General features: G+C 64.8%; 6 protein-coding genes and 3 pseudogenes. 6 read left to right on the forward strand and 3 right to left on the reverse strand.

Translation table 11 applies throughout. The features are described 5' to 3' along the window. Window positions 1–148: 148 nt before the first annotated feature. The gene (locus DC522_RS19150; RefSeq protein WP_116530267.1) at window positions 149–2,839 is read right to left on the reverse strand and encodes a CARDB domain-containing protein; all 2,691 of its coding nucleotides are present in this window, start codon (window positions 2,837–2,839) and stop codon (window positions 149–151) included. 617 nt (window positions 2,840–3,456) lie between these two features. Here DC522_RS19150 and DC522_RS19155 point away from each other — a divergent pair. Genes DC522_RS19155 through DC522_RS19165 form a run of 3 tightly spaced genes read left to right on the forward strand, consistent with a single transcriptional unit; the run spans window position 3,457 to window position 19,555 of the window. Continuing rightward, on the forward strand, window positions 3,457–7,800 hold the full coding sequence (locus DC522_RS19155; protein ID WP_116530268.1) for a fibronectin type III domain-containing protein: 4,344 nt from the start codon (window positions 3,457–3,459) through the stop codon (window positions 7,798–7,800). 13 nt (window positions 7,801–7,813) lie between these two features. Further along, complete coding sequence (locus DC522_RS19160; protein WP_116530269.1) at window positions 7,814–10,435, forward strand: hypothetical protein; 2,622 nt, start codon at window positions 7,814–7,816, stop codon at window positions 10,433–10,435. An 18-nt stretch (window positions 10,436–10,453) separates the two neighbouring features. Continuing rightward, window positions 10,454–19,555: a hypothetical protein gene (locus DC522_RS19165; protein ID WP_116530270.1), complete on the forward strand. Its 9,102-nt coding sequence runs from the start codon at window positions 10,454–10,456 to the stop codon at window positions 19,553–19,555. Window positions 19,556–19,805: 250 nt separating this feature from the next. Here the strand turns inward: DC522_RS19165 and DC522_RS19175 are convergent. Both DC522_RS19175 and DC522_RS37305 read right to left on the reverse strand, forming a co-directional pair. Continuing rightward, window positions 19,806–20,515, reverse strand: a pseudogene (locus tag DC522_RS19175) (IS6 family transposase). A gap of 112 nt (window positions 20,516–20,627) precedes the next feature. After that, window positions 20,628–20,849: pseudogene (locus tag DC522_RS37305) on the reverse strand (GIY-YIG nuclease family protein); the annotation flags it as partial. A gap of 163 nt (window positions 20,850–21,012) precedes the next feature. Here DC522_RS37305 and DC522_RS19185 point away from each other — a divergent pair. From DC522_RS19185 to DC522_RS19195, 3 genes and pseudogenes are all read left to right on the forward strand, one after another. After that, on the forward strand, window positions 21,013–21,381 hold the full coding sequence (locus tag DC522_RS19185) for a DDE-type integrase/transposase/recombinase (RefSeq protein WP_116530273.1): 369 nt from the start codon (window positions 21,013–21,015) through the stop codon (window positions 21,379–21,381). Next, window positions 21,338–21,984: pseudogene (locus DC522_RS36035) on the forward strand (IS5 family transposase); the annotation flags it as partial. The gene DC522_RS19185 and the pseudogene DC522_RS36035, both read left to right, overlap by 44 nt. Before the next feature lie 157 nt (window positions 21,985–22,141). Further along, window positions 22,142–22,765, forward strand: coding sequence for a TetR/AcrR family transcriptional regulator (locus DC522_RS19195; RefSeq protein WP_116530274.1), 624 nt, complete (start codon window positions 22,142–22,144; stop codon window positions 22,763–22,765). Window positions 22,766–23,305 lie beyond the last annotated feature (540 nt).

Genomic DNA, 23,305 nt, shown 5'->3' on the forward strand with positions numbered 1-23,305 from the left:
TCTCGTTGAGCCTGAGGCGTGCCGCAACTATTTCACCGCCGCCGGATACGGATTCGTCTGAATGCCCGATGCTCTAGACCAAGCTCGCCGATGCCATGGGGCTGACAACGGTTCATGTCAGAAGTTAACATGGTAACGTCCGAATATCTCACTGTAGGAAAATACAGCTTCCGAGCGCGGTGTTGTTCGACTCGTTTGACTCAGTCACTGTTCCGCCCTGGTCCACGGTGATCCGGAATGGACAACTCTCTAGGCCGCCTGTGCAGCCATTTGGCGGGAAAGCGAAATGGAGATCGATCTCGTTGCCCGGTGATAGGGGTGGAGTGGGCCGCACCACGGAGGCATTTACATGCGTAAACAGAACCTCCGCCACTGAAGCGTCCGCACTGGCTTCTCCCTGGTTCCTGACGGTAATTAAAAGGCCCCGGTCCTTAATGCGGCAGAAAGCCTCCGGAGGATACGGGCGGTCGGCTTTCGGCACAGGGATGAGATCTGGCAGTCTTGGATCGTCAGTCTCATCTGTGATTCGTCGCTCGTGGATCTGTTCCACATGGATGCCACTGTGGCTGCCTGGCATCATGGGCCTACCTCCGTTGGCCGGATGGTCCTGGGACCCGCAGCAATCGCCTTTGCCGCTACAGCAGCCCTTTCCATTCTGACTTTCACAGCATGTATGTACCGTCTGCGGACAGCAGGGGGCGTCGAGGCTGCGGGTGGTGTAAACCCCCGTCACATCGAGACTGGCGTTACTCTTGATGACGATGAAGCCCTTGATGTACTGCGTAGGCAGATTATTGTGGAAGAGGTTGCGTTTCAGATCTTCGCAGTCGACCTCCAGTGCCTCGTCAGGTTTCAACGTATCTGTACTGATGTTGTAAACCGCACCAGGTTCCTGTGCGTCTGGCGGATAAGTCAAAGACAACTTCTTGGTGAATTTGGCCGGCTTGCTGTTCGGATTGTGAATGTTGATGGCGGTGGCATAGAAACCGCGGGCAAGACGGAGATTTCCAGGCTCATCCTGAACGCCACAGACAATCTTCGCGGCATATTTGAAGGCCACGCGCGGCTTCCCACAATCGGGATGTTTGAAACTGGCCACGCGTGTTCGCCAGCCGGCAACTGAGGTGGTGGGATAGTACTCGCTTGTGTACCAAAAGGTGCAGTCATCAGTCGGGTCAAGATCCAGCGAGCTGTAATTGCCCCAGCGCCCACTGCCGTGCGTCTGAGCGCCGCTACCGGCAATAATCGTTGCTTCGCCTTGGCCCAAGGTGCCCGGAGGATCGCTCGGCACCCGCATAGCATAGCGGATACTGGGGAAGACCTCAGGACTCGACACGCTGTAGCCCAGCGCAATATTGCCTGTGCTGTCCATGGCGGCACTGCCCATCCAGCGATGCTCCCTGTCGGGAGCATGATTGCCTTGCTGGAAAATCGACCACGAACCGCCGCTGGTGCGTCGCAACTCGTACCATCGGATCCCAGCATGGTCCTGACCATTCTCGTCAACCGTGTGATTTACCACGAGGCTCTCGTGCGATCCAAAGTTGCGATACTGGAGCCGCCACATCAACCAGACAGTCAACGACTCCAACCTGACGTCAGTGGCCGGCTGCGGAATGCAGCGCCCAATAAGGCTCGGCTCGCAGAGTACTGTATCGAAGGGTGCCGTCGGCAGTGTTGCCGTAAGCGCAAAAGTCGAGTTCGCCGGATTGCCCCAGTCGACGCGAAAGTCGAAAAGCTCCAGGCGATCACCACCACCGAACCGTTCACCATCGACATGACGGGCAAAGGTGTTGGGAGTGTTGGTTGGCGGAGCAGGGCCATTCAGGTCACTGGGGATCAGGATCAGGGAGGGCGGCCGGACATGGAATTGGATTTGGCCCGCTGGCTGACCAGCGAGCATGCGCTGCCGGTCAAAGGCCCAGACATCCAGGCCGCCATTCGGGAATCCACGCTGCGTGCCCATATAGTATGCATCCGGCCAAACCCCGATCTTCGGGTAGTCGGGAAACACAAACCCGCCAGTGCTCGTATCGATGGTGGGGAAGTCGTAGAGAAACCACCCGCCCGTTACAGGATCGCCAGTACGGGAGATAGCAATGCACTCGTGCAGATCTGGTCCGGGAAGCGCGAACTGACTGATCAGCCAGCGATCGGCCAAACGATCGTAGCGGACAATTGGATCACCATTGTTTTCGCTCTCGCACGCACCACCAAAGCCAGTCCACAAGGCGTTGATCGGCAGCGGCCCGGCGAGGAGATTGCCCGCTTTATCGAAGATCGCAAAGGCCGTGTTGACCATCTGGATATAATGGTTGCGGCCAACATCGCCGACTGTGTCAGGGGGCAGGAAGCCTGTAGCCGGGATGCCGTCGAACGTGACCTGAACAGGTGGCGGCGCCGCTGTGGCCGGGGACAGAGGCATGATGGCTCCTCGCGGGGGCAGCCCTGGAGGTGCCGCGGCGGGAGGAGTTGCCTGGATAGGCGGCAGGCGCGTTCCGCCACTCTGGTCCGAGGGAGTGCCTTGGAGCTGCTCCCTCTCCGCCTCACCACCGCCGGGCTGGAGACGTTCCTTCATGTCTTCGATGACTTTGACCGGGTCCCCGGGACGCCATTGCTGCACCCGGGAGCGAGGGGTCAAGGCATTCAGGTTTTCTTGTCTGACCTGCGGCGTAACCGGGGTGCGAACCACAGGGCCGGCGATTTCTGGAGGCTTGCTCGGCCCCGGCTGAGCCGAAGCTGCTTGGGACAAACCGCTCAGGAAAGTGGCAACAAAAAGGGATAAGGCATAGAGACCGCAACGCTCGATTCCGCGTTTGTGCTGAACTCGCATATTCATCGTTACCTCCCTCAAAGAGACAACGTTGAACTCCTCAACTGACCCGATGCACGGGCTACGCCATCAGCTTAGAAGCTTGGATGCCTTCTCTCATCGAGAGGTATTCCGGTGATGCACCGTCCGAAGGCAGTGTCACATGCTGGCCCTGACACCCACTATTCCATGCTGCACTGTGCCTAGGCCATGTATAGGAGGCAACCTTACTTATTATAGTATATACTTGGTTGAACGATGTGCCAAACGTGATTTTACCTGACATAACTTCAGGTGTTGTCACGTTCGTCCCGATTGAGAGCGAGCCGTGTAGATGGGCGGTGTTCTGAACCCACCTTACCATTATGTCTCTTATGTCTCTGAGCAGCGAGACTGACGATCTCTGATTTGGGATCGTTTTGTGTCGATGGTTGACCATATGCTTGAGCCGCCCCGGCCCGTACCGACGGTTTATATGCCAGCCTTCACGTTCGTGCGTATGCACCTTGCATCTGAGCGGCGAGAAGGAGATAATCGACTAATGAATCCGCGCCGGGGCATCCACGAAGTCAGGCCGTGAAGTCAGGCCGTTTCCCGAGAAGTCCTCAGGCTGGCGTCAAGCTTATCCATGGAGCGGGCGCTACATGGCACTGCAGACGGACCGCCTGGTGTTGGCTGCCCTGGGGGTTCTCGGCGACATCCCGCCGAACGCCATCCAGCCGCCCCTTAGCGACGGCATTCATCTCCGGTGGAGCTTCCGCACCGACGTTGGCTTTCCGTGGTACGGGTTCTTTCTGTTCCGGCGTCCACACTGGCCGAGCCGCCCAGTGTGCTTCGGACAGATCCTTCCCAACATGCCGCCCGGTCCGTGGCCGTCCGCAGTGCTCAACACGCCGTTTGGCCAGGTCCGCAGCGACCGGCCGCTCGTCTTCACGGACGACTTCCCCGCGGGCGGCGTCGCGGAGTTCGATCTCCGGGCGCGCGCGTACATCCGCTTCGCTCTCGATCCTGTGCACTCGGCCTACCGGGTGGAGGCACGCATCGGTTTTCGCAGGCGGCAATGCGGGCAAAGCTGCATTGACTTCCGCCCACGTGCCGGTTTCGTCGGAACGAATCCCCTGGTCGAAGCGGGGGCGACGTTCGAAGTCTACAGGCATGACGGCACCCTGGCGCCGCACACGCAAGTCATCCAGATGGGCAATCTCGTTGGGCTCAACTGCGGGCACCGCCTGGATATGTCGCTGCCATGCAAGGCAAGCGCGGTCGAGCTGACCCTCGCGCACTTCTCGAGCCCCGGCAGGGTTCGCGCCCTCGATTCGGCCGGCGGTGTGGTGGCCACGGCGAGCATACCGGTTCAGCAGGGCGTCTCGCACCTGCTCAAGCTGCCCGGGCAGGACATCGTCCGCATCGTCGTCGATGCGCCGCAGGATGAAACGCTGCTGCAACAGCTCTGCTTCAGCTGCGGTACGGCCGATTGCGGTGCCGCCGACGTGGTCACCGTCAAGGTGCTGCACGGCGATCTCGTCCTCACCCAGACCACCGCGCAGGCGGCGCCTGGACAGGTTCTCACGGTGACGCTGGACGCAGACACGATCACGGCGGTCGAGCTGAGTGGGGGAGAGGCGGCGCTGATCGAACTCTGCTTCTACTTCGTGTCGCAGAATGCGGGCAGGGGATGGGAACCAGTACCGGATTGCGAGGCGCCGATGTGCCTGCCGGTCATGCACCCGCAGTATCCATGCAGCCCGCAGCCGACGAGCGAGGCGGCCTCAGAGGCGCTGGCGCTCGGCCGCATCGGGTATGGACCGGCGGCTGCATGGGCGGGCGAACCGTTCTCCGAGCTTCATGCGCAATTGCTCGATCTGGTGGAGGACGGACCGGCTGGCGTCCCCATGGCCCTGCAGCAATCAGCCGTCGAGGGCACCGCCACCCCGCCTGATCCGGACGTCGGCCCGCCGGAGATGCTGCAGCAGTACCCGCTTCAGCTCGTCCTGTTCGCCTCGCTGCACCCTGCGGTCGCGCAGATGCTTGGACTCTACTGGGCCGATAAGCTTGTGCAGCAGAACCAGCCTTACGACTACCTCATCGTGGCCGACCACACAGGCGTGGGCAACAGGGATGCGGCAACGGTGCTCGGTGTCATCGAGGCAAGTGGGTTCGTGGACCTCGACGGCTATATCGTCTTCAACAAACGACTCGAGCCGGCGCCGCCGTTCAATCCGCCCAGTGACGTGCGCGCCTACGCGCTGCCGGGCGCGGCCATTGGCGCGTTGGACGGCAGCTCCGTGGATGGTACGAACAACGCTGGCCTGCGCTGGGACCTCGATCTGCTTGCGCCGGGTGTCCTCGCGCCTGGCGCGGCGCTCATGTACCACGTCTGGCGTGACAACCGCGGGAACGCGGCGGCCCCCGCACCGTCCGGATCCTACGCACTCGTCACGACCGAGCCGGTGCTCGTTGCCGAGCCGGAGCTGCTACCCGGGGTCGAGCCGGTCCGCCCGCTCGACTGGCCGCCGTTCCCTATGCATCATATCGACCGCGCGCTGGGGGAGGGTTGGTACAGCTACCGGATCAGCGGCATCGACATCTTTGGTCGGCACACCCCGGCGAGTCTGGATGCGCGCTGGTTCCAGTGGGCCCCGGCGCCAAAGCCGCGTCCGTGGTATTACCAGGATCCGCCCGCCGACAGCGCGATCCACCCCTCCGCGCTTCGCCTGCTCGACAAGTCCGGCCCGCCGCCGCCTTACGCGGTCGAAGCCTCAGCGCTCGATCCGGCCGATCCGACGCTGCTCAAAGACGCTCCCTACAATACGTGGTTCGACGCGCTCAGCGCTGCGGAGCAGCAGGACCTAGTGGGGCTACGCGTCCGCTGGCAGTGGACCGACGCACACATGCGGCAGGCGCCCGATACGCGCGAGTTCAGGATCTACCTTCAGTCCGGCTTCTTGAACGCGCTTCCGGGCCGCATCACTGCCGTCGCTCCGGCCGGCGCCACCGAGAGCGATGTACAGACCGATCTCGCGAACGTCCACGGCGCCGATGCCTGGGTGGGCGCCTGGCTGCGCGTGGGCGCGAACGCCTTCCGGGTGACCGGGAGCGCGGCCGGGACGCCGCTCGCGCTGCGGGTGAGGAACATCGGCGCGGCCGAAGAGATCGCGCCAGCCTCCGGCTCGGCATGCACCTTAACGGTGCCGCAGGTCTACAACACCGGCACCGTGTCCGTGACGAGGGGGCTGCCGCTGGTCACGGGGACGAACACGCACTGGACCGCGCACCTGGTCGGTATGACGTTCAAGGTCGTCGGCCCGTTCGACACGTTCGTCATTGCGGCCGTCAACTCGCCGACCGAGCTCGTGCTCGACAGGGCGTACGAGGCGCCTGACAAGGCCGCGGCGCCATACGGAATCCGCTTTCCCCTTTATGTCGATTTCCTGAGGTCGGCCTCGTGGCGTGACCGCTTCTACGTTGTCCCCTTCGGCGATCACGTCACGCTCGCAACTGACGACGCCGGGCGCCCCCTGCGCAAGTACGACGTCATCATCCCCGCCGCGGGCGACGCGGTGCGCACTGGCTTGCAGCTGGCCACGTCCCTGGAACAGCCCGTCGCATACGCGCACGTCGGCATCAGTGCGGCCGACGACAAGCAGCACACGGCTGACGACCCGAAATGGGCAACCGGCGACTGGGGCGGCCGTTTCGGTAACGAAGGGCCGGTCAGCGCACCGGCCAAGATCTTCGTCGTGCGCCGCACGCCGCCACCGGCACCAGTGGCGCCGCCGGATTCCGAGCGCGTCTTCGCCTCGGCGGCGGACTACCACGGCCGCTCGTTCTACACCTTCCGCTGGGTGCCTTCCGCGGGTCTCAGGACGCACGTGTTCCGGGCGCTCGACGACGCGCTGTTCAAGACCGACTGGGAGCGCCGCGGCACGGACAACGCTGCGCTTGATCCGAACCAGGCGGAACGCTTCCCGTCGGAGTGGAACGCTGCCAAGCGTCAGCAGGTCGCAGCGGAGCTGAATGCGCTAACCGACTTCGTCCACGACAGCGGCAAGGCTGCGGCGATGGAATACTACCGCGCGCTGTCGAACGACAGCTTGCGTGCCCTGGCCGGGTTGCCCGGCAACGAGCGTGCGTTCACCCAGCTGACAATCGAGCCGCTCGACCCCGCCGATCCTGGCAACGCCAACCGGCTCGGCCCCGACAATCCCCCGGACTTCGTGATCGATCCCGGGCTGCGCGCCACGATCGACACACTCGACGGCCGCTCCCGCAATCGCTACTTCTATCGCGCTGCCTACGTGGATGGGGCGCACAATCGCGGCCCGCTCGGCTTGGCGAGTCCTCCGGTCCACTGCCCCAAGGTCGTGCCACCGCGCACGCCGGCGATCGCCAAGGTCCTCGGCGGGGACCGCCAGGTCACGCTCAAGTGGAGCTCCAACCGTGAGCCCGACCTGGCCGACTACCGCGTGTTCCGCGTCGAGGGCGCTGCGCTGGCGCGCGATTTGCGTTTGATGACGCTGGTGCACGTCGAGACCGTCGCGACGGGCGATCCAGCCGCACGGCCGGCGCAAGTCGTCTGGATCGATCGTGATGTGCCTGCGGCAGTCGACCTGTCGTACCGGGTCACGGCGCGCGACGACGTGGGCAACGAGTCGGTGGCTTCACCGCCCGTGACCGCGCGCGCGTACCGCGCCGGCGCGGCGGCCCCGCCATATTCTGTGGTCGCCTCGCGCGAAACACACGGCGCGGATTCGTTGGTGCGCGTCACGTGGGAAACCGCCGAGGCGCTGGAGATCCTCGTCCAGCGGCGCCAGGCGGGCCGCACGATCTGGGTCAATCTCGGCGACTGGCTACCGGCCGGGACCGCAGCGTTCGAAGACGCCACGGCGCAAGCGAGCGTGGGCTACGACTACCGGCTCAAGGGGCGCGATCGTTCTGGCCGGCAGAGCGCCGCCAGCGAGGTCGTCTCCGTTCCAACAGGTGTTTAACTGGAGTGATGTCATGGGCGATACTTTCGCGACGCCGATCGCGCACCAGACGGCCGGCCCCTATCCGGCTTTCACCAACGCCCTGGTGGTGGGCCGGCCGTTCCGGCAGCCGTTGCAGACGGCCGCTAACCCAGCCAGTTTCTCGCGCGGCCTGGAATTGTTCATGTCGTCCGCGGGAGACGTGGCAAACATTTTCTGCTGGCTGGACGGCAAGTTGCGATGGGAACGCCTGACCTTGGCCGGAACGGTCTCCGTGACGAATGGCTCGGACACGGTCAACGGGGCCGGGACCGCGTGGGACGCCACGCTCGAAGGGCGGACCTTGCAAGTGACCGGCACGGCCGACGCCTTCATGATCCTGCGGGTCGACAGCACGACCCGGCTGACGCTCGCGCGCACCTTCACCGGGACCACCGCGGCCGGCCGGACCTATTCGGTGACGCCATCTGAACGCCTGGCGTTGCAGACCGAGCAGGCGGGGGGCGTAACCCGTGTGCGGATGATCGAGGCGCTGCCGCACTTTGCCTTCTACGAGAACGTCGAGCGGACCGCGGTGCAGACGGCGCTCGAGGCGCTGTTGACCAACGCCTATGCCCATGCGACGACGACCAATGTCCGGCGCAACTGGCACCGTTCGATGCGGATGGTTGTCGGCCCGGGCACGCGCACGCTGAAGGCCCACCTGGACCGTCATCTTCCGGTGGCGGCCGAGGTGACCCGGCTCGTGACCGACTTCTTCAGCGCCACGCCGGCGGCGCAGCTGCGCGGCGGACTGGACGTGAGCGCGGGCGACGCCATCGGGCGCGCCGCGCCTTTCCTGGCCTCCGATCCGCTGCCCGCTGCCGCGCCGTTCGACCTGAAGACGGCGGCCGATGCCGATCGCGCCAGGCGCTTGACCTTCCACGTGCAGGACCGCTGCGAGCAAACCATCAATCCCGTCTATTACCTGCATCGCTTCATGCGGCAGATGCTGCTTCCCGCCGCCGACCGCAGGATCACCTCGGTGACCGACGTGGTCAGCGGCGCCGCGCTGACGCACCCGCTGGCGATCTTGTTCCCCGCGCTCGCGGCGGCGGCCCTTCCGCGCGCGCGCGAGCAGATCGCGGCGCAGTCGCGCATCCCACTGGGCCGGCTCGCCAATTTTCACGGTCATCCGCACACCGCGCCGGTCTCGCAGCGCGAGTGGCACTACACCGACGACAGCGTGTTCGAGGCGCGCGCGCGCGGGGGCGGGGCGGCGGTGAACCTCGGCCCCAGCCCGGCGCAGCAAGCCGCCGTGAACGCCTTCTGGGCAGCCGAGGGCGCGACCGTCGCGCCAGCTTGCGACGCGCTCCAGGTGCCATGCGAGCTGATGATTTTCTTCGCTGGCGCCGAGAGCGTGAACTTCGACCCGCGCTTCACCCGGCTCGAGCCGTTACGCCCGCAGAACCGAATCGGGCTGCGCGCGGGCGGTGTCAGTGCGGCCCTGGAGCTCGAGTACGATCACGCCACGGGCATCGGCGGGACGGTCACCGCCGTCGCTCTCAACGCGAACAATACGTCGCGCATCAGCGTCACGCTGAACAACCCGAGAACGTTTCGCCAGGATTTCCTGACGCGAGTCAACTCCTCTGTGCTGGTGGAAGATGTCGATCGTCTGCGCGTCGTGGGCCACACCTCTTCGGCGGCGGCCATCACCAACTACGACATCACGGTCAACGACTTGCCGCTGGCGGGCGGCTTCCCGAACGGCGGCGTGCAGGCGCCGGCGGTGACGCGGTTCTATTCCGCTGCGACGCGCGCCGCGGGGGCCGGGACGCACGGAGCCGTGGCGCATGCGGCGACGCGGGCGGGAACCCTGCGGCATTTGGGGGTTGCCGCCGCGGCAAATACGCTGGACGGCGCCACCACCGTCACCGTGTTTCTCAACGGGGCCGCGAGCACGTTGAGCGTGACGCTGGCCTCCGGGGGCAGGAACGGCGTGAACAACGCCGCCACCGTTGCCGTCGCATCGGGCGATACCATCAGTGTCCAGGTGCAAACCGCTGGCGCGGCCGGAGACATCCGCAACCTGACGTGCTCACTCCAATTCGCGCCGGCCAATCACGCGGCGGTGTTCGTCCTCGACGGGTTCTCGCGTTCCGTTCCCAATCCGTGGAACGGTGCCGCCGCAGTGCGCGCCGCCACCAGCACGCTGACTTGGGACCAGCTGGTGACGATCGTGGACGCCACGGGCGGCGCGCGCATCAGCCCGGGCCTGACCCAGAACCTGATCAGTTCGGCGATGGAAGCGGTCACGCGGCTCGGCTTACGCGACCATCTCGCCGCCGCCGGCCTGCCGGCCCTGCCGGCCAACGCGGGTGGCTACCTGAACGACTGGCTGCTGCATGCGGCGCACTCCATTTTCCTGTCGGGAGGGGAGATCCGGGACAGCTACAAGTCCGACATCACTTTCCTCGACCTGCCGCTCGTCGGCTGCGCCTACAACACCGGCGGGTACCGGGCGAGAGCGGGCACGCCCTGGGGACTACGAGGACCGAGGGGCGGCCCGTTTGACAATGCCTACGTTCCGCGCGGCGCGCCGTTTCTCAACGCCGCGGCGACCCTGTTCAGCGGCGCGCCGGCGACCGCGGCGAGCGTGCGCTTCATGCGCTAGGAAAGCAAAAGTGAGAGCATGCCTGATCCTGTTTTCTACACGCCGCTGAGCGAGTACCTGTCGCAGGAGTTGTGGCCCTCCGACCTGTTCGTGCCGAGCGACGGATCGTTCCTCGATCGCATCGCGTACGAGGACGGGATGATCCTGGCGGAAGAGGGAACGTTCTCGGCTCAGCTTGCGATGCGCATTATGGACGAGGTGGTTTTCCAGCTGCCCCTGGGCTTCGCCTTCGTGCTCGGCTCGGGGCCGGTCATCGCGTCCGCGCACAGCGGCGAGGACGGCCTGCTGGTCGAACTCTTCGCGGAAGTGCTCAAGCTGCGGCTGCCGCGAACGCTGTTCAAGCCGGTCATCGAGCAGGACGGCAAGCCGGTGGCGGATCCCGATCCCGAACATTTCGTCGACATCCCACTGCCGTTGGCGATCTCGGTCGACGGCGACTTCAACATCGACGTCGAGTGGCCGGGAGAGTCGCCGGGCCAACTCAACCTGCCGCGCTGCATGGTCGGCGACAGCGGCGTGATCATCTCGGCCGAGAACATCGTGCTGCGCCTCTCCAGCAACCAGGAACTGCCGGAAGCGGCGGCCGCGATCGGGCTCGACACCGACTGGAAGGGCGTGTTCATCGGCGCGGCGACGGTCGAGCTGCCTGAAGGCCTCGGGTCGGCCGTACCAAGCGACATCAAGTTCAGCAATGCCTTCATCGGCGACGGTGGATTTTCCGGCGAAATCGATGCAGATTGGACGCCGGCCTTTGCCGGCGAAGTCTTCGGCGTGACGTTCGGCCTCGAACATCTCGGATTGACCTTCGTCCAGAACAGCCTCGAAGATTCCGAACTCGCCGGCACCCTCACGCTTCCGTACTTCGACGAGGAGGTCAAGGTCGCGATCGGCCTCAATCTCGACGGCACGTTCAGCGCCGCGTTGAGCGGCGAGAGCGGCCTCGTCACGCTGACCAAAGCGGGCGTTCTGCGCCTCGACCTGGACAGTATTGGCTTCGAATACACCGGCGGCACCTTCATCGTAAAGCTGAGCGGCCAGGTGACGCCGCTCTTTGGCGGTCTCGACTGGCCGGCCTTCCAGGTCAAGGAGCTCGCGATCGACTCGAGCGGCAACGTCCGCTTCGAAGGCGGGTGGATGGACCTGCGCGACCAATACAGCCTCGACTTCCACGGCTTCAAGCTCGAGATCACCAAACTCGGCTTTGGCAAGACGGACGACGGAACGGGCAAGTGGATCGGCTTTTCCGGCGCGATCAAGCTGGTCGACGGGCTGAGCGCCGGGGCATCCGTCGAGGGACTGCGCTTGAGCTGGTACGACAACGGCGACGTCAAGGTATCGCTCAACGGGATCGCGGTCGAGCTCGCGATCCCTGATGTGCTCTACTTCAAGGGCGAAGTGTCCTACCGCGAGTTGCCTGGAGACATCCACCGCTTCGATGGCGACATCACGCTCGATCTCATCTCGCTCGACATGCGGGTCGACGCCCAGCTCGTCATCGGCACCGCCGGCAGCGGGGTGGACCGGTACAGCTTCATGGCCATCTACCTCGGCCTCGAGCTTCCCGCCGGCATTCCGCTCGGCGCGACCGGACTTGCGCTGTACGGCATGGCCGGCCTGTTCGCGCTGGAGATGGAGCCGGACAAGCTGCCCGAGGAAGCGTGGTTCGAGAACGACGATGCATCGCCCGGCTGGTACCTGCGGCCGACGGAAGGCGTGTCCGATCTCAGCACGAAATGGCGGCCGGCCGAGGGAAGCCTGGCGCTGGGCGCCGGCGTGACCCTGGGCACGCTCTCGGACAACGGCTACACTTTCTCGGGAAAGCTGCTGCTCGTCATCGTCTTCCCGGGCCCGGTCCTGCTGATCGAGGGGCGCGCCAACCTGCTCAAGGAGCGCGCCAAGCTGGGCGAGGAGGCGATGTTCCGGGCGCTCGCCGTTCTCGACGGGCGCGAGGGCACCTTCCTGCTGAACGTCGCCGCGCGGTACAAGTATGGCAGCAGCGCGGAGCTGATCGACATTCGCGCCAACGCGGAAGCGTTCTTCGACTTCAGCGACGCCGATGCATGGCATCTGTATCTCGGCGAGAACGAGCCGCGCGAGCGCCGCATCTGGGCGGAGATATTCCAGCTGTTCGAGGCCAACAGCTACTTCATGCTCGATGCGCGCCAGCTGGCGATGGGCGCGTGGGTCGGCTACGACAAGAACTGGAAGTTCGGTCCCTTGCGGGTCACGGTCGAAGCCTGGATCGAAGGGAATGTCGTGGTCAGCTGGAAACCGGTCTACCTGCATGGCGACCTCTGGCTACACGGCAAGGCGGGCCTGAAGGCCTTCGGCTTCGGGCTCACGCTCGGCGTCGACGCGCAGTTTGCGGCCAACGTCTTCGATCCGTTCCACCTGCTCGCCACGTTCAGCGTCAAGATCGGGCTGCCGTGGCCGCTGAGCGACATCAAGAAGACCATCAAACTCGAATGGGGGCCCGAGGGGGACGTGCCAGCGCTGCCGATGCCGCTCAAGGAGATCGCGATCGAGCACTTCAAGACAACGGTCAGTTGGCCGTTGCCGCGCGCCGCCGTTCTCCTGCCAAACTGGGACCCGGACGGCGACGGCTTTGTCAACGAAGGCGCGGTCACGGCGGCGGATATCGTGGCGCTCGATACCGCGCTGCCGCCGGCCGGCGTGCCCGTCGTGCCGCTCGACTGCCGGCCCCACATCACGTTCGGACGCGCGGTCCACGACAAGCCGCTCGTCGGCAGCAACGTCAACTTCGTCGAGCCGCCGCGCGAGCGGATCGGCGATCCGGCGACGAACGAAGGCCCGCTCGAAGTCGAATATGCGCTGCGCAGCATCGAGCTGCACAAGCTGGCGGGCGGCACGTGGTCGCTCGTTGCGCGCAGGAGCGATGCTGGCCCGCCGGTAGGCGACCTGTACGGCTCGTGGGCCCCAGTGGCCGGGGCGGGCACGGGCGGCATCGCCCAGGTCAAGCTCTGGCTGTGGTCGAAGAGCGCGTTCGACTACACGCGCCACAGCGGCGGGGCCTGGGACGAGTGGTTCACCGACCAGTTCGACGACTACCCATGCGTCCCTCAACCGCCTGACCGGGTGATCTGCTGCGATTTCGAGTCGGTTCCCGCCGGCCAGGTACTTAGCCCGCCGTACCACTGTCCCGCCCACGACTGGCTGGCGATCTCCTGGCTGTATCCGCCGCAGACCACGGTGACGGTGCTCGAGCCCGCGTTCCGCACCTTCAAGCATGCCTTGTGCGTGCCCGCCACGATCCCGGTCGGCGCGGCCGGGCCACAGCCCAACAGCATCCTTGTCAGCCTGCGCAAACCGGCGAGGGCGGTTCGCATCCTGGTCGCCGGGCGCGAGGGGGTGGGCGACCGGGTCGGCACCTGCATCGACTTCCGCGACCGGCCGGGGAGCCGGTCCTCGAATCCCCGTACCGAAGAACAGGTCGTTTTTGAGCTCCAGGATGCGGCTGGACACCGTCCGCCCGAGACGACGGTGGATACGCGCGGTGGCGCCGCAGGCCTGCACTGCGGCCACACGCTCGACGTGTCACTGCCGCTTGCCGTGGCCTGCGTCGACCTGTCCGTCTCGCTGTTCTCGCAGGGTGCGACCATCGTCGCATATAGCCAGGACGGGAGTTTTGCCAGCCAGGCGCGCCTACCCCATGCCGTCAATGGCGCGCCGCAGACGATCCGGCTCACCGGTCGCTCGATCAAGCATGTGCGGCTCACCGCGCCGCAGGACGAGATGCTGCTGCACACGCTGTGCTTCCCCCTTGCCGATGGAGTCGCGGATGCGCAGTCGCAGGTCACCGGCATGGGCTTTACGACGGATGGCCAGGTAATCGGCCCGGTGGCGCCGGTCGCTGGTGTCATCGATATCCAGGGTCCCGGCCTGGTCCGTATCCTGGTGAGGGGACAGGCCTGCATCGTCCAGGTGTGCGTCAACATCGGTCCCGACCCCGCGCAGGTGGAGCTGCAGCAAGAGATGGCACAGCACCTAAGCGACGAAATGGCCCGCTGGTCGCGCCAGGGCGACGTGCTCGAGCCGCACACCGACTACCGGCTCAAGCTGGTGACGCACATCTCGGCCAGTGGCATCGCGTCCAAGGACATCGACCTCACCGAGTTCGCCTACTTCCGCACCGAGGGGCCGCCGGGACTGACGGCGCTCTCAACGCCCGCCGGCCAGGACGCGGCCACCTTCGACAGTGGCCTCGACGATCTGGCCCGCTACGTTGCCTACACGGTGCCATCCACCGTTCCGGCGGCCGGCGAGAAGCCGCCGCTGCCGCGGCCGGTCTACCGTGCCTACGACATCGGCGTCGCGTTCAACGAAAACTACGTCGACCTGATGTACCGGATAGCCGGGCGCGATCTCGGGCTTTACCTCTACGACAACAACAACCGGCCCGTGCGTGACGTCAGCGGCCGCCTGATTGATGTCAAAAATCGCTGGGGTGTGACCGAGGACCTGACGCTGACAGAAAGCGACAACTACTGGGTCACTACCGTCAACGGTAGCGACTGCGCCGTCATCGATACGACGCTCATCCCTCACAACAGTACGCTCGGCGCAGCCGACGCGGGCCAGGTGCTCGACGGCGACACGCTGTACGAGGCGCGCCTCGTCCCGCTGCTCCTGCACGAGGCCTTCGCCGCGCATCTCGTCGGGGATGCGGCGACAGGCTCCGGGGCGGCCCTGGGGCGCTGGACCGTGTTCGACGAAGGCGCCAACGGTGGGCCCTCGCACTGGGAGGTGCGCGAGGAGGGCACGCCGCCCAGCCGTTACGTCATCCAGACGTCGAACATCTGGGGAGGTACGGTCAATGCGAACGACCCGGTCAAGCCGGGAACGCTGCTGGTCTGCGCGGACACGCCGCTGCTTGCCCCCGACCATCCGGAGCAGCCTTCGAACTGGACCGACTACCGCGTGAGCGTGTACCTGCGGTCCGGGGACGACGACGCCATCGGCGTCGCCGTCCGGTACGCCGACCCGGGCCATCACTACCGATTCGTCATGGACAGGGAACGCAGGTATCGCCGCTTGCTGAAGGTCTACGAAGGCGTCACGAACGTCCTGGCCGGCGATGAGTTCACCTACACACAGGGTCGCGACTATTTGCTCACGGTCGAAGCCGTGGGGACCTCGCTGCGGGTCTACCAGGATGGCGAACTCGTGTTCGACGCGAGCGACGAGTCCATGTCCGGGGGAACCGTCGGGCTGTATTGCTGGGCGAATACCGGGGCACGCTTCAGCGACGTGCGCGTCGACGACTTCAGCCTTGCCGCCTCCGTCGTCTACCGCTTCCAGTTCACGACCTCCAGGTACGTGAACTTCTTCCACCACTTGCACAGCTACCGTGACGAGACCTGGCGCGCCGCCCTGTCCGACGCGGTCGCCGTCGCCGCAGCAGTGGGCGCAGCCGTGGCGCCGGCCGCTGCGCCGTCAGCCGACGAGGGGCGCGCATTCGAACAGCTTGCCGCCCTGGCCGGTGTGGGCTCGCAACCGCCGCCGGCGGAAGTCCAGGTAACCCGTCTCGAGATCGCCCAGCCGTTCGCGCTGCTCGTGCACAGCCCCGAACCGATCGCGTGGAGCCGCACCGCAATCGAACTGCTGCGGGCAACCAGGCCCGGCGCGCCGGTCGTGGCGCCACGCAGGGCCAAGCTCACCGACGTTTCCTTTGCGACCGCCGAGCCGAACGAGGAGTCGGTCACGCTGCTGCTGCAGGAACCGGGCAGCACCACCGGCTTGCGTATCGACTACAGGACATTCCCGGGGGCGCTTGCTTCCTCTGGCCCCAGCAATGTCCTGTTCGCCGAGGCGTTCGAGGTCACGGCCGGCCTGCTCATGCGCGAGGACTTCGGCCCCAACGCGCTTGACCACTACACGATTGTCGACGAGGGCATCTCGTCAGGTCCGTCCGCCTGGTCGGTCCTCGCTGGAGCCATTGTGCAGACGAGCAACATCTACGGTGGCAGCACAGCGGGCGCGGCGCCGGAGAAACCGGGTACGCTGGCAATCGCCAAGGACGCGCAAGGATGGACGAATGTCCGTATCCGCGCCAGGTTCAGCACCGTCGACGACGATGCCATCGGAGTGGTATTCCGCTTCGTCGACCGGGACAACTACTATCGCGTCTCGCTGGATCGGGAGCTCAGTTACCGGCGACTCGTTAAGAAAGCCGGCGGGGTCGTCACCGTGCTGTGGGAGGACGGCGGGAACTACGACATCGGGCGGTCGTATGAACTTTCCATCGACGCTCACGGTGAGCACCTGATCGGCTATCTCGACGGCGTCCCGCTGTTCAATGTGCGGGACACGGCCCTTGCCCGTGGCGCGGTCGGCTTTTACTGCTGGGCCAACACCGGCGCGCGCTTCGAGGCGCTGGAAGTCGAATCGCTCGACACCGACCCGGTACTCTGGGCGCCGGCCTTCACGGGCCTAGACGAGGTCGGGATCGTCGACAGCGGCGGCGCTGTCGCCGGGCCGTCACTGTGGGAGGTGGACGGCGGCACGCTGCGCCAGACCTCCGACATCAACGCGCCGGAGGATGGCGTGCACTTCCCGGGCACCTATGCATACGCCGGCAATCCGGAGTGGCGCGATGTGCAGATCCACGCGCGGCTGCGCTCCGATGACGACGACGCCATCGGCGTCATGTTCCGCTACGTGGACGACGACAACTACTACCGCTTCTCCATGGACTCCGAACGCGGCTACCGCCGCTTGATCAGGAAAGTGGCGGGCGTAGTGAGCACCCTCTGGCAGGATCCGGTGGGCTATACAGTCGGCCAGGGTTACGACCTCTCGATACGCGCGCTCGGTACAGAACTGCGCGCGCACTTGGACGGCACGCCGCTCTTCACGGTCCATGACAGCGCGTTGCGCGCGGGCGGGATCGGGTTCTACTGCTGGAACAATACCGGCGCGCACTTCGACCGCGTGCTCGTGAGCGACGCGACACGGCGCATTGGCGCGTGGACCGTGACCGACGAGGCGAGCGCATCAAGTCCTTCGGTCTGGGCACTCGGCGGCGGAGCGCTCGTTCAACAGTCCGGCATCGGCGACGACGCCGGTCCCGACTATCCTGGAACCTTCGTTGTCGCCCGCGGGCAGTCGTGGATGGACTCCCGCCTGCGCGTGACGGTGCGCGCCGACGCCAGCGGAGCGGTCGGCGTCATGTTCCGCTATACAGACGAGGACAACTACTATCGCCTGACGCTGGATCACCAGCACAATCGGCGCAGGCTGGTCCGCAAGCAGGGCGGGGCGACCACGATCCTGTTCGACGCGGCCGGCAGTTACGCAATCGGGGGGCAAACCGTCCTCACGGTCGACGCGGTCGGCTCCCATCTTGTCGGGTACATCGGGGCCGAGCGGCTCTTCGACGTCAACGACACCGCCCACCCCGGCGGGCAAATGGGTCTCTACTGCTGGAGGAACACCGGTGCACGCTTCGAAGGTGTCGAGGTCCGCGTGCCGCCCATCGAGGCACACGCGCTGCTGTCCGACCGGTTTGCCGAAGGGGACACCAGCGGCTGGACTTTCATCGACGAAGGCACATCAGACGCACCATCGGTATGGAGCACCGTCGGCGGTGCGTTGCGCCAGACCAGCAACATCTTCGAGTTGCCGATCGACAGGGACACGCTCGGCAAGCGCGGCACCCAGGCCCTCGCGGGCGACCCGGCCTGGACCGATGTCGTCGTGAGCGCGCGGCTCCAGTCTTTCGACGACGGCGCCATCGGCCTCCTGTTCCGGTATGCCGACGACGCGAACTTCTATCGCTTCTCGATGGATGCGCAGCACGGATACCGTCGCCTCGTCAAGGCAGTCGCAGGCGTATTCACCCTGCTGTGGGAGGATGCGGTCGCTTACGAGCTCGGGCGCCCGTACGAGATGACGCTGACCCTTGTCGGCAACACGCTGCGCGGCCACCTGGACGGGATCCCGCTGTTCGTGGTCGAGGACGCCGACGTGCCGGCCGGCCGCATCGGACTGTATTGCTGGGGGAATACCGACGCGCGGTTCTCCCGCGTCCACGTCTACCCGGCGCAAATGGCATTTGACGAATGGCTGCTCGACGAACCGTTCAACGCCCTGGCGCCGGCCACCTGGACCATCGTCGACGACGGGACGGTGGACGGGCCATCGGACTGGCAGGCGACCGGCGGATTGCTGCGCCAGGCGGGCGCCATTCACGATGGGGATCTCTCCGCCGCGGCGCCGGAGAAATTCGGCACGTTTGCGGCTGCCGGTTCGCCATCCTGGACGGACTACCGGCTGAGCGTACGACTCGTTTCAGGCGAGGACGACGCGATCGGCGTAATGTTCCGCTATGCCGATGCGGACAACTACTATCGTCTTTCAATGGACGCGCAGCGCGGGTACCGCCGTCTGGTCAAGAAGGTGGGAGGTGCCGTATCGGTGCTGTGGGAAGCGAACGCGTCCTACGAGGTAGGGCGCGAGTACCTGATGACGGTCGAGTGCACGGGAACCCACCTGAGCGGCTATCTCGACGGTGTCCGCCTGTTCGCGCTGGACGATCCCGATCTCGCCATGGGCGGGATTGGCCTGTACTGCTGGGGTAACGTGGACGCGCGCTTCGCCGAAGTGCGCGTCGCCCCGATGACCTGGGAAACCTACCATGCTTTTGCGGCCGGCGATCTGCTGCCGGCGGGAACACGCGTGCAGGTATTCTCGGGCAACGAAGCGCAGGCCCCCTCGGCAGCGGGGCAGGCGGGACTGGTACGGCACTTTGTCGCGATGCTCGCCGACCGCGGAACGATCCGGCTGCCCGCCACGGGCGTGGCACTACGACTCGTCTCCGGGCGTGACGATGTTGTCCACGCGCGCTCGTTCCTGCCCGAGGCGGCGTATCAGTCTATCGATGATGTTCGCGTGCTGCGCAAGGATGATGGCACGGCCTTTGCCGTGATCGTTCCGACAGCCGCCGCCCCAGGTTCGCATCTCGAGCCCGCCGATTACCGGCTGCGCCTGACCTATCGGCGGGATAACCAGGCCCTCGATCCTGGCAGCCTGGTGTTCAGCCAGGCAGGCGTGACTGCGGACGAATTGGTGACGCTTGACGTACCGTGGAGCAGCCATTGAGGGCATTGGCCGCAGCACGGACCCGGAGGGATGCGATGTTCATGGAGGACATCTTCGGGAACTGCACCGCCTTGTTGCAGGGATCGACGATTTGGCAGCCGAAGCTGGATGGCATAGGAGGACTGCGGGCTTTGTCGCAAACACTTTGTTTCAGAGTTTCAGCTATCGTGACAGAGGTCTCGATAGCGGAGGATGGAGGGCACCGTCAATTTAACGAGCTGAAGGCAAAGCGCCTCCCTGGGTCGACAGATCAGGCGGCACTCGCGATGCCAGTCACATCAGTCCAGACATGAAAGGCCTGAGCGCGGGCATGGCGATAAACTGCAGCATCGGTCTTGGCAGGACGGCGGAAGAGATTTGCGACCTGATCGTGGACTGAGAGAAAGCGCTGGGCTGCCCTACTGACTTGAAGCGCTTCATGATGCGCTCGCGTCGTCGGGTGGGCTGGTGACTGTTCTCCGCACGATTATTCAAACCCCTATGCTGGCGATGCTCAACACCGGGCATGATCTCTCGCTTGGCCGCGCCGTAGCTGGCCAGCTTGTCCGTGATCATCACACGCGGAGCGATGCCCTGCTTCTTGAGCAGCTTCCGCAGCAGGCGTTTGGCGGCTTTCGCATTGCGGCGGCTCTGAACCAGGATGTCGAGCACGACCCCATGCTGATCCACGGCTCGCCAGAGCCAGTGCTTCCTGCCCACGATGCTGATGACAACCTCATCGAGATGCCACTTGTCTCCGGATGCCGGAAGACGGCGGCGGATCTGGTTGGCAAAGCTCTGGCCGAACTTCAGCGCCCACTGCCGGACCGTCTCGTGGCTGACCTCAATCCCTCGGGCCGCCAGCATCTCCTCCACCATCCGGAGGCTGAGCGGAAACCGGAAGTAGAGCCATACGGCGTGGCTGATCACTTCAGGCGGGAACCGGTGGCGGGCGTAGCGGGAATGGCGAGGCGGTTTCATCCCTTATGTGTGCCCCGATCCGATCACCCCCTGGTTAATTTGACGGTGCCGCTAGACCTGCCACGACCCGCTCCTCCGAAGATACTGAGTACGGAGCCACATACGTTTTGGATCATTCCAATGATCCATTCTGTACGGCGTCCCTCATACTTGTCGCTTCCGCAACGCAGGCTCTTCGAAAACGCTGGACCAGCGGCTTCTCAGGGTTCTTCCAGCCCTTGAGGTTCAAAGGAGGGCTGAGAGCCTTGATCAGAGCCGCCTCAGTCCGCTCAACATCACCGACTAACGGCACGTGTCCGTACCGCAGATTCTGGCGCATCCAATCCGTTAACCGAGCCTCTCCGTCCGGTTCTGTCGCAAACTCGAAGTATTACCATTTCCAGCGCCATTTTGGCATTACAGCAGCGGCGCTAAGCCGTTGATTCCACAGCACAGGGCCACAGCAGGCCCACTAGTATAGGCAAGTAAAAAACGAGTTTGCGACAGAACCAACTTATGTGCGGGTCGGTGGGCGATGGAAATACCTGTTCAGGGCCGTCGACAAGCATGGGCAGTTGGTCGACTTCATGCTGTCAGACCGCCGTAACACCAAGGCCGCCTATCGCTTTCTGCGCAAAGCCCTGAAGACGATGAGCGACTATCCGCCATCCTCAATTACAACCGACAAACTGGCGTCGTATCCCAAGGCAATTCGGCGCCTGCAGCAGGAGAGCCTGCTGTCGGAAAATGTTGAGCATCGGACTTCGAAATATTTGAATAACATCATTGAGGCCGACCATGGGGCGCTCAAGCGCGTGATCCGGCCGACGCGCGGCTTGGAGCGTCTATGTGATCCGCAACGGCCTGCAATGGAAGGATGCGCCTAAGGCGTACGGGCCCCACAAGACGCTCTACAATCGGTTCATGCGATGGAGCCGGCTGGGCGTGTTCGACCGCATCTTCGCGGCGCTGGCCAGCGAGGGGCCCAAGCCCGAGCGGATCATGATTGATGCCACTCACCTGAAGGCGCACCGCACGGCGGCGAGCCTGCTCAAAAAGGGGATGTTCCCCGCCACATCGGGAGCACGAAAGGCGGGCTGAACTCCAAGTTGCATGCCGTCTGCGACGAGGTTGGCAGGCCCATCATCCTCCTGCTGTCGGAAGGACAGATGAGCGACCATAAGGGCGCACGGCTCGTCTTGGAGGCGCTGCCGGCGGGCTCCACGCTGATTGCAGACCGAGGCTACGACAGCAACTGGTTCCGGGAGGCTCTTGCTGACAAGGACATCACACCCTGCATTCCGCCGACCCGGAACCGCAAGGTGCCGATTGCCTATGACAAGACGCTCTATCGCCAGCGCCACAAGATCGAGAACATGTTCGCCAAGCTCAAGGACTGGTGCCGAATTGCCACCCGCTATGACCGCTGCGCTCACACCTTCTTCTCGGCCATCTGCATCGCGGCTGCCGTAGCTTTCTACCTCAATTAACGAGTCCTGAGCCTAGTTTGGAGGCAAGACGTCCCGGGCGCCGGCTTCATGCGCCGCGCCCACGATCATCTCGACAGCGGCAGCCAGCTCGTTCTCGTCAAACTCGTAGCACCCGACACTATCAACGGAGGCCTGCTGCGGCCAGTCGAAGACCTCGATCCAAAACGGCGGCAGACCAAGAGAAATCCGGGATCACCTGCTCGAGACCGCGCTCCGGCTGTTCAACCAGCACGGCTATCATGCGGCCGGCATCGACCTGATCATTGCCGAGGCCGGCGTCGCCAAGACGACGCTGTACCGACACTTCGAGACGAAGGAGGACCTGATCCTGGCCGCCCTCGAACGGCGCGACGAGGAGGCCCGTGACGCCATGCGGGCCTTTGTCGAGCAGCGCGCGAGCGATCCGGTCGAGCGCCTGCTGGTGACCTTCGACTGCCTCGAGGCTTGGTTCCGCGATGAGGGGTTCCGCGGCTGCCTGTTCGCAAGTGCGGCCGGGGAGCATAAGGACACCGCCAATCCCGTGTTCCGCGCGGCGGTGCTGCATAAGCGCCTGACGCTGGCGTATTTTGAGGAGCTCGCTCATGCGGCCCGGTTTGCCGAGCCGAAGCGGATCGCGGCTGAGATCAACCTGCTGCACGAGGGCGCGATCGCCGTCGCCCAGATGAGCCGCACCGCCGAGCCTGCCTGGCAGGCCAGGCGCATGGCGGCCCAGCTTCTCGCGGCGGAAGAGCAGGGCGCCGAGAAACCTCCCCTGCACCGGCAGCCAGGAGAAGGGGCATGAGCCGTCGCGCACATGTGTCGTGAACCTCGCCTGTGATCAGACAATGAGGGGAGGCAACTCGATGTTTCGAAAAGGACCGCCGCCAGTAGATCCAAACCCCGGTCCAGCACAGGCCGGTTCCGGACCCTGCCGAGAGAAACATGTTCGTGATCCGAGTGGCGCCATGATGGTATGAATGCAATGACGTCATTGCGCCCGTCGGGTTGGGTTCGGGCTGTCCAATCACCACATAATGATCAACACTCAATGACAGGAAGGGCTGAATGGGGCTCAACGAAGTTGTTGCTTTTGTCGGACGTCACCTGATCAATTGCGTCACCGTGCAGGAGTTGAGGGAGGCAATCCATGAACTCCGAAGCGAGGCAGCAGAAAGTCGCCGCTCTTGAGACCTGGTGCAGACGTATGCGCCGTGAACTGTCTCTTCAGCTGGAGATGGCATAACCTCCCGCCGATCAACGGGGAGCTGTCGTCTCCGACATAAGGCGGATAGGTAGGAGCTGGCTCTGATCCAGGCCATGCATCCTGTTAGCGAATTGGTGG

The organism is Microvirga sp. KLBC 81 (assembly GCF_003075415.1).
Classification (GTDB): domain Bacteria; phylum Pseudomonadota; class Alphaproteobacteria; order Rhizobiales; family Beijerinckiaceae; genus Microvirga.